General features: G+C 35.4%; 10 protein-coding genes and 2 tRNA genes. 11 read left to right on the top strand and 1 reads right to left on the bottom strand.

Features of this window, described 5'->3' with window-relative positions; translation table 11 throughout:
• The first annotated feature begins 38 nt into the window (after positions 1-38).
• The 11 genes from CYAN7822_RS05050 (at position 39) to CYAN7822_RS05000 (ending at position 12,174) form a co-directional block, all read left to right on the top strand.
• Positions 39-1,235, top strand: a complete 1,197-nt coding sequence (locus CYAN7822_RS05050; RefSeq protein WP_013321158.1) for an amino acid ABC transporter permease — start codon at positions 39-41, stop codon at positions 1,233-1,235.
• A 445-nt stretch (positions 1,236-1,680) separates the two neighbouring features.
• Positions 1,681-1,956: an HU family DNA-binding protein gene (locus CYAN7822_RS05045; RefSeq protein WP_012598124.1), complete on the top strand. Its 276-nt coding sequence runs from the start codon at positions 1,681-1,683 to the stop codon at positions 1,954-1,956.
• A 23-nt stretch (positions 1,957-1,979) separates the two neighbouring features.
• Positions 1,980-3,077, top strand: a complete 1,098-nt coding sequence (gene cobD, locus CYAN7822_RS05040; RefSeq protein WP_013321157.1) for a threonine-phosphate decarboxylase CobD — start codon at positions 1,980-1,982, stop codon at positions 3,075-3,077.
• Between the two features lie 185 nt (positions 3,078-3,262).
• Complete coding sequence (locus tag CYAN7822_RS05035) at positions 3,263-4,696, top strand: dihydrolipoyl dehydrogenase family protein (RefSeq protein WP_013321156.1); 1,434 nt, start codon at positions 3,263-3,265, stop codon at positions 4,694-4,696.
• Between the two features lie 11 nt (positions 4,697-4,707).
• Positions 4,708-5,289 (top strand): Uma2 family endonuclease, encoded by a 582-nt coding sequence (locus CYAN7822_RS05030; protein ID WP_013321155.1) that lies wholly within the window; start codon positions 4,708-4,710, stop codon positions 5,287-5,289.
• Positions 5,290-5,913: a dTMP kinase gene (tmk, locus tag CYAN7822_RS05025; protein ID WP_013321154.1), complete on the top strand. Its 624-nt coding sequence runs from the start codon at positions 5,290-5,292 to the stop codon at positions 5,911-5,913. It abuts the gene before it with no gap.
• 5 nt (positions 5,914-5,918) lie between these two features.
• The gene (locus CYAN7822_RS05020; protein ID WP_013321153.1) at positions 5,919-7,436 is read left to right on the top strand and encodes a thymidylate synthase; all 1,518 of its coding nucleotides are present in this window, start codon (positions 5,919-5,921) and stop codon (positions 7,434-7,436) included.
• An 88-nt stretch (positions 7,437-7,524) separates the two neighbouring features.
• Positions 7,525-7,962 carry a dUTP diphosphatase gene (dut, locus tag CYAN7822_RS05015; protein WP_013321152.1) on the top strand — a complete coding sequence of 146 codons (438 nt, stop codon included), beginning with the start codon at positions 7,525-7,527 and terminating at the stop codon, positions 7,960-7,962.
• 102 nt (positions 7,963-8,064) lie between these two features.
• Positions 8,065-8,138: transfer RNA gene (locus CYAN7822_RS05010), tRNA-Asp, on the top strand.
• 507 nt (positions 8,139-8,645) lie between these two features.
• Positions 8,646-10,376: an ATP-dependent nuclease gene (locus CYAN7822_RS05005; RefSeq protein WP_013321151.1), complete on the top strand. Its 1,731-nt coding sequence runs from the start codon at positions 8,646-8,648 to the stop codon at positions 10,374-10,376.
• Entirely contained in the window at positions 10,366-12,174 is a 1,809-nt protein-coding gene (locus CYAN7822_RS05000; RefSeq protein ID WP_013321150.1) for a UvrD-helicase domain-containing protein, read from the top strand. The genes CYAN7822_RS05005 and CYAN7822_RS05000 overlap by 11 nt, the downstream gene beginning before the upstream one ends.
• A gap of 14 nt (positions 12,175-12,188) precedes the next feature.
• Here CYAN7822_RS05000 and CYAN7822_RS04995 read toward each other — a convergent pair.
• A tRNA-Thr gene (locus CYAN7822_RS04995) sits at positions 12,189-12,260 on the bottom strand.
• Positions 12,261-12,287 lie beyond the last annotated feature (27 nt).

Genomic DNA, 12,287 nt, shown 5'->3' with positions numbered 1-12,287 from the left:
AAAAGTTCAGGTGAGGTCAATTCTCTAGTCAATTAATCATGTCTAACACTCTATCACCTTCCCCTCCCATAAAACCGATAAACCCCAGTGAATGGATACAAAAAAACCTCTTTAGCAGTTGGTTAAATAGCCTTTTAACCCTTATCAGTATCATCTTTATCTATTGGGTAGGAACACACCTAATAAACTGGATATTTACCCAAGCCAACTGGCAAGTCATTACAGCCAACTTTCGCCTATTCTTTGTCGGTTATTATCCCGTTGAATTATTATGGCGTGTTTGGATAACCCTAGGAATTACCATCTTTTTAGGCGGACTAACTTGGGGCATATTATCCCGTAAAACCCCCTTATTTAATCCAACCAGTTTAACCGTTTTATTTATTCTTGCCGCTATTTGTGTCTTAGTTACCCTGATAACAGGAATTCAATCCAGTCTCTTACTATGGGGAATGCTCCTAATCCTAATTCTCACCGCCTTTAGCGGCAAAAAAATTGGTCAACAAATCCCTTCATTAAGTAGCTGGTTAAGCCCCCTTTGGCTCTTAACTTTCTTAGTTATCTGGTGGCTATTACGAGGAGGATTATTTCTGCAACCCGTCTCTCTGAGCCTCATTAGCGGCTTTATTCTCACCATTGTAGTTGCTATTGTTAGCATATTTTTGTGCTTCCCCTTTGGCGTTTTATTAGCCTTGGGCAGACAAAGTTCCTTACCCGTAATCCGTTGGTTATCCATAGGTTACATAGAAATAATTCGAGGATTACCCTTAATTGGTATCCTCTTTATGGCTCAAGTCATGTTACCTTTAGTCTTACCTTTAGGAGTACGTCCCGATAGTATTGTCAGAGCGATCGCCGGATATACGATTTTTAGCGCCGCCTACCTAGCTGAAAACATCCGAGGCGGTTTACAGTCAGTACCCAGAGGACAAACCGAAGCCGCTATTGCCCTTGGATTAAACCCTTTGCTCGTATTAGGATTAATCATCTTACCTCAAGCCCTAAAAGCCGTTATTCCCACCATTGTCGGGCAATTTATCAGTCTGTTTAAAGATACCTCCCTATTAGCCATTGTAGGATTAGTAGATTTATTAGGGATTTCACAATCGATATTAGCCAATCCCAAGTATCAAGGGCGCAATGTAGAAGTATATCTATTTATTGCTTTTATTTATTGGTTATGTTGTTCTGCTATGTCCCTTGCCAGTCGCAAACTTGAACAAAAACCCGCTTAAGGCTAAATTCGATTTTAAGCTTTGCCGCTCCTACAGGTCTTTAGTAAATAATACTTAGTATGGCCGGAACTAACCCGCTTTCTGAGGTTTGAGCGATGGTTTTAAGTCTTTAAAATATTCTCTGAGGCTACCGGAAAAATTGTTGGGGCTGTAACCCTTACACAGCAATACTTTGAGCCTTGATTAAGGGGGAGTGAGTCACGCTATGTAAAGTCTTATAAGTTTAAAAAATTGATGAAATCTACATAAATTAAAGGTTTTAGCGATCCACAATGGACAATTAGAGCTTAGAATAATGCAGTGAAATATTGAGCCTATCAGGATTTCAGGGATTAAACGATCTCCGAGACGGATAGGCTCGATGAATATCCCCAATAACTCAGGCTCAAAACGCTGATTAACCTGAAAAAAGGGAAAATCTAGTCAAAAATAAGGAGAATATTGCATGAACAAAGGCGAATTAGTCGATGAAATCGCTAGCCGCGCTATGGTTACTAAAAAACAAGCAGATGCCGTCTTGACAGCAGCGATCGAAGCGATTATGGATGCGGTCTCTTCTGGAGATAAAGTAACCTTAGTAGGATTTGGCTCTTTTGAAGCGCGTGAACGGAAAGCCCGGGAAGGCCGTAATCCTAAAACGGGTGAAAAAATGGTGATTCCAGAAACGAAAGTCCCAGCTTTTTCTGCTGGTAAACTTTTTAAAGAAAAAGTTTCACCCTAGTCGTTGCTGTTGTAGTAGCTGGTTTGAGAAGACCTCATCACGGAGGAAACTTAACCTGGGCGGCCAAGTTTGCCGGCTGTCCAGTTTCTGCGCTTGTCGATTTTTCTGCGAGTATTAACCCTTTGGGACCTCCTGAAAGCGCGATCACAGCGATACAACAAGGTCTTAGTTCCCTAACCCATTATCCGGACCCAGATTACTACCAGCTACGCTCGATTCTGGGACAATGGCATCAACTACACCCAGACTGGATCTTGCCGGGAAATGGCTCGGCAGAACTCTTAACTTGGGCAAGTTGGGACTTATCAATTCAAGAGTTAACTTTTTTAATCACTCCCGCTTTTGGGGATTATTGGCGAGCTTTAAAAACCTTTTCCACACGGGTTCAACCCTGTCCACTAGATTTAACCCTTACAACTTGGAAACTTGAGCTAAACTCGGCTCTAGCAGAGCCTATCGGGAAACGCGCACTTGATTTAAAATCTGTGGGGTTACTGCTCAATAACCCCCACAACCCAACGGGTAAATTGTGGACAAGGGAAGAAATTTTGCCTTATGTAGAAAGGTTTGGTTTAGTGGTAGTGGATGAAGCTTTTATGGACTTTATCCCTCCCCAACAACAACAAAGTTTAATCTCTGTGATTGAGGACTACCCAAATCTGATCATTTTGCGATCGCTGACCAAATTTTACAGCTTACCGGGGCTGCGTTTAGGCTATGCGATCGCTCATCCGCAACGCTTACAACGTTGGCAACAATGGCGCGATCCCTGGCCGGTTAATCTTCTCGCTCAACAAGCCGCCGTTGCCATCATAGAAGATCATACCTTTCAACAGCTAACTTGGGACTGGCTCCCTGCCACAAGAGCTAAACTATTTGAAGGACTAGCAGCGTTACCTACTCTCTTACCCTTACCCGGAGCGGCTAATTTTTTATTAGTTCACACAAACCAATCCAGTTCTCAACTACAAGAAAAACTACTCAAAAATCATCACATCGTGATCCGAGACTGTATCAGTTTTCCGGAATTAGGTGATCGCTTTTTTCGAGTTGCCGTTCGTACTCAAACCGATAACCAACGTCTTGTTGATGCTTTAGCTAAATTAGTCCTTAGTCCTTAGTTCCTAGTCCTTAGTGGGAGTTAAAATAAGGAAAACCCAATGGCCGAGCGGCACTAATACAACTAGATGTAGAACGACCAATGACTAGAGAATGTCGCTATCCTTTGCCACATAGGGAGCAGGGGAATGGGTTAGAAGCTTGTACAGGTAATAACTAATGACCAATGACTAATCACTAATGACTAATGACCAATGACTATGATTTAGTAGTAATGGGTAGCACACCAGAAGCGATTTACTCCGCTTCAAGGGCAGCTTACCTCAAAGCAAGGGTTGCACTGGTTCAACAGCCAACACAGTTTATCCTAGATAGTGCCCAGACGATTTTTAGTCGTCGCTTTACCCATGTCACTCATTTATTTAACCAATTAAAAGAGATTTATCCAGAAAATCCCCAGTTTAATCTACCCCTAACAGGGGTGACCAGTTGGGCCAAAGAAGTTAACCGCATTTTATCTGAAATCAATTCCCCTGCGATGCTCTCTGCTTTGGGAGTTGATGTGATTATGGGTTCAGGGGAGTTAGTGCGGCTTCCCTCGCTTTCAGTAGTAGCAGAGGGAAGAAAACTGAGATCACAAGCTTATCTATTAGCAACGGGAGCGAGTTTATCTATACCCAAAATAGAGGGATTAGAAGAAGTTGGCTATTTGACTCCAGAAGATTTATGGCATCCAGATAAATTGGCTTTTCTTCCCCATCAATTAGTCATTGTCGGGTCAACTCCTATGGCAATAGAATTAGCGCAAAATCTACAACGTTTAGGGAAAGATGTCTCTTTAGTTGTGGAACATGACCAGATTTTCCCCTCGGAAGACCCAGAAGCTGTTGCTTTATTACAAAGTATTTTAGAATCAGAAGGAATAAAAATTTATCTCCAACGTTCCCTATCTCAAGTGAGACGAATTGAAGGGAAAAAATGGTTACAAGTGGGAAATTATGCCCTAGAAACCGATGAAATTATTATCGCTACCCAACCTCAGCCTAATGTGGCTGGATTAAACTTAGAAGGAGTTGGGGTAAAATGGGGACAAAAAGGAATTTTAGTGAATGAGAAGTTACAAACAACCAATACTCGCATCTATGCCTGTGGTTCTTTGTTAGGAGGTTATCATTTTACTCACCTGGCCCAGTATGAAGCACAAATTGCTCTCAAAAATGCTTTATTTTTCCCTAGGTATAAAGTAGATTATGGTCATATTCCCTATACAATTTTTACTGACCCTCCTTTAGCACGAGTGGGAATGACAGAAGCACAAGCTAAACGGCGTTACGGGGAAAAAGTTCAGGAAATTGGGCAACGGTTTAAATACATTGCTCAGGCACATATTTTAGGGGAAACAACGGGTTTTTGTAAGTTAATTGTCTCTGACAATGGGCAAATTTTGGGAGGTCATATAATCGGTACTCAAGCTGAGGAATTTATGGGGGTGATCGCTCTAGCTATCCAACAAAAGATTAAAATCGGAAAGTTGATGGATTTAGTTTATCCTTATCCGAGTTTATCAGAAATTTTGCATCAGATAGCTTTCCAATGGCAATATCAACATTTAGAAAAAAATAAAGGCTTACAAAACTGGTTAGAAAACTGGTTTATTTGGCGGCGTTGTTGGTTTCCTTAGAGGGAATAATTATGGTAGAAAATCAGATTTTATCGAAGCCAAACTATCATCAAGAACAAGGGAAAATCTCTCAAGAAATTTCTTGGGAAAAATTTATTCTCCATCCTCCTGAAAGAAGGGAATGGGTTGATGGTCAATTAATTGAAAAAACTGGTATGACACTTAAACATGGTTATACACAAGTTACACTCTCTTCTCAGTGGAGAAGTTATCTTAAATCTAGTGGACAAGGTGGTTTAGTTTGTAATGAAACACTTTGTCGAACAACTAAACAAGGCCGTCGTCCTGATGTTGCTTATATTACTCCAGAATTGCTAGAACAATATGGAAATAATCTTACTATTTTTCCTCAAAGTTTTCCTTTAATTGCGGAAATTGCCTCACCGGATGATAGTGGAGAGGAATTATTGGCTAAAGCTAGGGAATATTTAGACTCAGGATGTCAGGAAGTCTGGTTACTATTTCCTGAAGCAGAAATTATATTAGTTAATGGTGGTCAAACTTGGCTATTATTTAATACTGATGAAGTTGTCAGCACTCAAAGGGTTTTGACTGGATTTAGTATTACTGTCAAGGAGTTATTTAGTTATTAAATGAACAAGTTATTTATTGTATTAGAAGGAATTGATGGTTCTGGAACATCCACCCAAGCAACTTTATTAAAAGACTATTTTATCCAGAAGGGAGATAAGGCGGTTATTAGTCCTGAACCCACTAATGGAGTTATTGGTAAAATGATTCGGGAAGCCATGCAAAAACCTATTATTTTGATGGAAGATAAGCAGTCATTTGATCAACAGATGGCTTATTTGTTTGCGGCTGATCGTCATTACCATTTATATAATGATCTAGATGGGGTTTTTAAGCTTATCCAAGACGGATCTCATCTGATTACTACTCGCTATTATTTTTCTTCTTTAGCTTATAATTGTCATACCCCAGAAGAATTTAAGTTTGTTCGCCAGTTAAATGAACGGTTTCCTAATCCAGATTTAGTCATTTATATAGATATTCCGGTTGAGGTGTCTTTAGAGAGATTACAAGAAAGAACCATTATTGATGTTTATGAAAATTCCGAAAAATTGATACAAGTTAGAAATAATTATCAAAATATATTTGAAACTTATGAAGGTTTATTATTAAAAGTTGATGGAACCGCCGAGATCAATCAAGTTCATGATAAAATTATTGAGTTTCTCGAAAAACAGTTCACCTAATCACCATGACCGTTACTCAGTCAGAAAAAAAACATAAATACCAACCTTACACCAAACCCAACCAACTCATCTGTGGTTATGGAAAAATAGCAATTATTACAGGGTGGACTGTCAAACAATCTTTAGCCAAATATTTATCTAGTAATGAATTTGCAGTCATTGGGAATTTATATAGTCCTACTCGGGGAATTAGTCCTCTAATACGCAATTTATTAGCGAATCCTCATGTTCGCTATTTAGTCATTCTCAATGGAACTAAAGAAGATAAAAATGCCGGTGGGTGTGAGTGTTTATTAGACTTCTTTCGCAATGGGTTTACTGAAGGAACGAGTGATACTGGTAAGCATTGCTGGATCATTAAATCTTCGGTGACTGGATATATTGATATTGAGATTCCCTCTCAAGTTTTAGAGAAGTTAAGAGAGTCTATAGACTATCAAGAAGTCAAGTCAATTAGTCAAGCGGTTGAAGTGGTTAAAAATTATGCTCAAAAAAATTCTCTTGAACCTTGGGGAGAGTCTTTAGTTTTTCCTGAAGTAAAAGTTACCCCGACAGTTTTACCAGGGCCTAGATATGGTCATCGGATAGAAGGAAAAACCATAGCCGAAACTTGGGTAAAAATCTTGCATTGTATTAAGACAACTGGAATAATTCGACCTACTCAATATGGACAATGGCAAGAATTAATTGATTTAATGGCAGTGGTGACAGATGAACCTTTGGATTTTTATTTTCCTGAACCCAACTATTTACCCATTGAAAGAAAATTTATTCAAGATTATATATCACAAATTTTAGAGGATGCTCCTCAACGAGAGGGAGTTAAATATACTTATGGTCAACGATTAAGGTCCTGGTTTGGAAGAGACCAAATTGAACAAGCAATTGAAAAATTAGCGGCTGAAAAAGACTCTTCTAGAGTAGTAATGTCTTTATGGGATGTGGAAGATTATGAGAATAATGATAGTCCTCCCTGCTTGAATCATATTTGGCTGAGAATTGTAGATAATGAGTTATCTTTAACAGCTACATTTCGCAGTAATGATATGTTTTCTGCTTGGCCGGCGAATGCAATGGGATTGAGGGCTTTACAACAGCATATTTTAGATAATATTATTCAAAAATCTGATGATTCTTTAAAGATGGGTTCTCTGATTATTGTTAGTCAAAGCGCTCATATTTATAGTGATTGTTGGGAGTATGCAGAACGATTAATTGAAGAACAATATTCTAAAATATGTCAACAACGAGACTTTGATGATCCTAATGGAAGTTTTGTCATCAGCCTACAGGATGATATAATTATTGTGGAGCATACAACACCAGGAACAGGAGAAGTTGTTAATTGTTACACGGGAAAATCTGCCCGAAAACTTTATCAGCAAATAGCCTCAAATTGTCCTAGTCTTCAAGTTGAACACGCGATGTATTTAGGAACTGAGTTACAAAAAGCGGAGATGGCTTTATCTAATACTCAAGCCTATTTCTATATACAAGATCAACCCCTAATAAAGAAAAATTAATATCGAGGAAAATGTGATCTTATGACTGTTTTAAGCGATATAGACCTCAAAAGAGAGTTAGGTATAAATATTTATCAAGCAAAAAAAAATGAAACTAAAAATTACGAAATTAGAATATTCTGCTATTCTTCCCACATATGTACATCCAGATGATTCTGGGTTAGATTTAACCTCTATAAAAGACTTAGAAATACCGTCAGGAGAAAGCCAATTAGTCCCTACAGGAATCGCTATAGAATTACCCCCAAATACAGAAGCCCAAATCCGTCCTAGAAGTGGATTAGCCTTAAAACATCAGATAACAGTTCTCAATACCCCCGGAACCATTGATGAAGGATATCGAGGAGAAATAGGGGTTATTTTAATCAATCATGGCAAAAATCCCTTTAAAGTGACCAGGGGAATGAAAATTGCTCAGATGGTTATTGCTCCCGTAATTCGAGTAGAGGTTGAAGAAGTTGAGTATTTAAGCGAAACTTCCCGAGGAAGCGGCGGTTTTGGTTCGACGGGACTTACTTCGGGTTGATGATTACAGCTTAGCCCTTACGTGGTAAAGCTTTCAAGAATTTTTAAAAAATATTTGACAAGAGGGTTTTAGATTTGCTAATATAGTAATTGTGTCGGAAATGGGACTGTAGTTCAATTGGTTAGAGCACCGCCCTGTCACGGCGGAAGTTGCGGGTTCGAGCCCCGTCAGTCCCGTTAAGTGCTTCAATAAAAGCCTTACTACCTAGAAATTATACATCTAAGTGTTTAGGTAGTCTAGTAATCTTCTAGTAATATTCTAAGGTTAAATGCTCTTGACTCCAACAGCCGCCTAATAATGGGGGGTTGCGGAAAATGTTACCACCAAGGGGTGAGGGGATGATGTTTGAACCGATTCGCTTGTGTGCGGCTTGTTATGCTGATTGAGCTTGTCATAAGATTGAATGGCAGTTTAAGTCGGTTTGGATGTGTGGGAAGAAGTTTAAGATTGCGGCTTTGTGGGAGTTTGGGGAATGCGCGCTCGCTTACGCGAGATCCCGAAGGGATCTCTGTCGATTATCGTTTGTAGAGATGAACAATTATTAAACAAAGGTAGAGAATTATCTAATTCAGCCACTACAATAGAATTAATAAGCGCTTAAAAAGCCATTTTTGACCTTTTTGAGCTTAAAAAAATTTCATATCTTGCTCATTAAAGGAAAAGTATCATCAATCCATTCAAGCATGAAAATAATAAACCTCAAAATCCAGAACTATAGAAACCTTGATGGTGTTGAACTTATTTTTCATCCAGATATTAACTTTATTATTGGAGAAAATAATTTAGGTAAATCAAATTTACTTAAACTTCTCAATATACTTTTTAATCAACAGCGTTTTAAGGAAGATGATTTTTATAATTCTGATAGAGCTATAGAAGTAGAATTTTCTTTAGAGCTTGAAACCCTGGAAATAGGGATGTTTAATGATTTATTTGATCCTGAAAATAGTCATATTTTAAATATAGTAGCAGTTCAAGAGTCTGTGGATGATAATCTTGAATTTAAACATAAAGAATCAGGTAGTTTTATTCCAAGGGCTGACTTGAAATGTATTAACTATATTGATTATGATTCACTCAGAAACCCTTCTTCTGAGCTTAAATTTGATAAAATAAAAGGTGCTGGAAAGTTTTTAAACTATATTGTCTTTAAATATTTAGAAAATAGTCAAACTCAAGATCTAGATTTTATAGACAAGTCTAAAATAAATGAATTGTTGTTAGAAGTAACTGGAAATTTGCAAAAAATTAAGCCGTTTAAAGATTTTTTTATAGAAGCTATTTTAGAAAACAATCAAGAAAATTTACTAACTAAATTAATTATTCTAGCCGATGATCAAAAACGACGATTAGAAAATCTGAGTTATGGAGTTCAGTTTTATAGCCTTATTCCACTTGCATTACTAGAAAAACTGTTATCTTTGAATAATAAAAAAAATTTTAAAAAATGTATTTTTGAAGATGAATCAACAGCCGAAAAATGTTTACCTATACTAATAGGGTTGGATGAACCAGAAATTCATTTACATCCTTATGCTCAAAGAGCATTAGTGAAATACCTTAAAAAAATAGTAATTAATGAAGACAAAGATTTTTCTGAGCTACTAAGAACTTTATTTTCTATAGACAGACTCCTAGGTCAAATAATAATTGTTTCTCATTCCCCTAGTATTTTATTAGATGATTACAAAAAAATTATTAGATTTTATGTGGATATAAATGATAAAAAATTAACGGTAAAAAGTGGAAAAGAGATTGTTTTAGAGAAAAAGACAGAAAAGCAATTACTAAGAAATTTACCTTATATTAAGGAGGCTTTTTTTTCCAAAGTGGTAATTTTAGTAGAAGGTGATAGTGAACTTGGTGCTTTTCCTGTTTTCGTTCAAAAAATGAACATAAATTTAGATGAATTAGGAATTAGTATAATTAAAGCAGGAAGTCCACACTCAATAGTGCCTTTAATGAATTTGTTAAAGAAATTTGGTATTCTTAGTGTTGGGATAATGGATTCTGATCAAAAAAAAATTTATGAAAGTAAAAAGATTGAAAATTTATTTTTTACAGAATTAGAGGATTTTGAAGATGAGATATTTAATAGCTTGGATCTTTTAGATTATATATTATATGTTGAGTCCGAAACTCCAAAAAAACTTAAGTTTATGGTGCAAAAGGCTCAACAGTTAGTATCAACTACTATAGACCATAACAAGTCGTTATATTCTCAGTTTAAAAATCTTAATCAAGAGCAAATTAAAAAACTAAAATTCGAGTCAAAGGAAGAAATATTAAAAATCCTACGTAACACTAAAACTATTATTAATGGTAGATATCTAGCTGAACAGCTGGATGAAATACCACAAATATATCAAACTGTTATCAAAACAGCAGAGGAACTATCAAACTATGTTAAGTAAGTTCGAGCCATCGGAAATAGAAGAAAAAATTAAAGCTTTACATTGTAATGATGAGAAACAACTTGAAGTTATTTTCTCACAAGCCAAAAAACTCATTGTTGAAGCTCCAGCAGGTTATGGAAAAACAAAAACAATGATCAGTAAAATAGCTTATATGCTGGCTAGTAATCAAGTTAAAAATCCCAAGAAAATTCTTGCTTTAACATTTAGTGTCAATGCAGCTTACAAAATAAAAAAAGATGTTGCAGAACAACTCCCCAAACTTCTTCAAACAAAAGAATCTTATTTTATAAAACATCAAGACAACTTATTTATTTCCAATTATCATGGCTTTTGCCGGCATATTTTAAAATTATATGGTTATTTATTACATGAAACTTTAAGAAATATAGATACTCTAAAAACTTTTGATGACTCTAAACAAGAGGATTTGAATCAAATTACAAAGTTAGGATATGATCAGTACAAAATATTTATAGATTATAATAAAGCAGTAAAAGATTGTAATGAAACATATATTGAAAAAAATTTTGAGACTTATGTTAGAGAAGTAAAAGAAAAAATTTTAAATCGTCAATATATTCCTTTCAATGCAATAATATTATTGATTCTAGAATTATTTAGGAAATATCCTAACATACTAGAATTTTATAAAAATTATTTCCCGACCGTAATAGTTGATGAATTTCAAGACACTAATATTTTAAGTTGGACACTACTAAAAAAAATAATATCTAATGATTCAAGAGTGATTTTTATTGGAGATAGTTTGCAACGAATATATGGCTTTATAGGCGCTATTCCTAAGCTAATGCGTGAAGCAGAAGTAAAATATAACATGGAAATTATTACTTTGACTAAAAATTATAGATTTAAAGACAATCCAGAAATGCTGCAATTAGATAAAAATCTTAGGCTAAATGCAGAAAATATCCAAAACCCTACTATTGATAAAAATGCTGAAATTATATTTTTCAATTTAACCAATCAATTAGAAGAGGCAAAAAAGATTATAGATATAATTAAGGATTTACAAAATAATCATTTAGCTGATTCCTGTAAAATTGCACTTTTAGTAAAAAATAGAGGTAAAAATATTGATAAAATACTAAAGGTTTTGCAAGAAAATAAAATAGCTTACTTTTATGGTTTATTTAGTGATGAAGAATATGATTATTTAAAATTTCATAAAGAATGCTCTTTACTATTTATTGAACATCTTAAAAAAGTTCATGTAATTTCACAAAAAACTTTAAGCAAGCTTTATGATACTATTTCTGAATCTATTTTTTTAAAAGAAAATAAAGAAAAATTAACCTTGCAATCTTTGATGAAATTATTAAAAGTATTTTTTTATCGTATCAATACTGAATATAATTTCTTAAGTTTTGAAGATAAAATAATTTTCATTAGAGATACTTTTGAAAATAATGCTCTTAAGCAAAATATGGAATACCTTGATGAAAATGTCATTGTAGCAACTATTCATGGAGCTAAAGGACTTGAGTGGGACTATGTGATTATGCCGGATATGGAACAATACTCTAATCCAAGTTTTCAGGGATTATGCAAGAATTGTAATTACAGAAATAATAATTGCAATATTCAAATAGACCCTAATAATGAAACAAAGTTTTTAGAAGAGTTAAGTGTATTTTATGTAGGAGTAACTAGAGCAAGAAGGCAAATTTTCTTTTCAGCTAGTAACACTCGTATAAATTACCAAGCTGTTGAAAAGTCTGCAAATATTAGTTGTCTTCTAAAGCTCCCTGGAATTAAACTAAATAATGATAATTAAGCAATGAAAAAGGAAGCCCGTGACGAGGATTGAACTCGTGACCTCACCCTTACCAAGGGTGTGCTCTACCACTGAGCTACACGGGCAACAAAAAGTATAGAATTTGTAATAAT

The sequence above is a fragment of the Gloeothece verrucosa PCC 7822 genome (assembly GCF_000147335.1).
Classification (GTDB): Bacteria; Cyanobacteriota; Cyanobacteriia; order Cyanobacteriales; family Microcystaceae; genus Gloeothece; species Gloeothece verrucosa.
The sequence above is the reverse complement of the archived record's forward strand: the minus strand, read 5'-3'. Positions and strand labels throughout refer to the sequence as shown.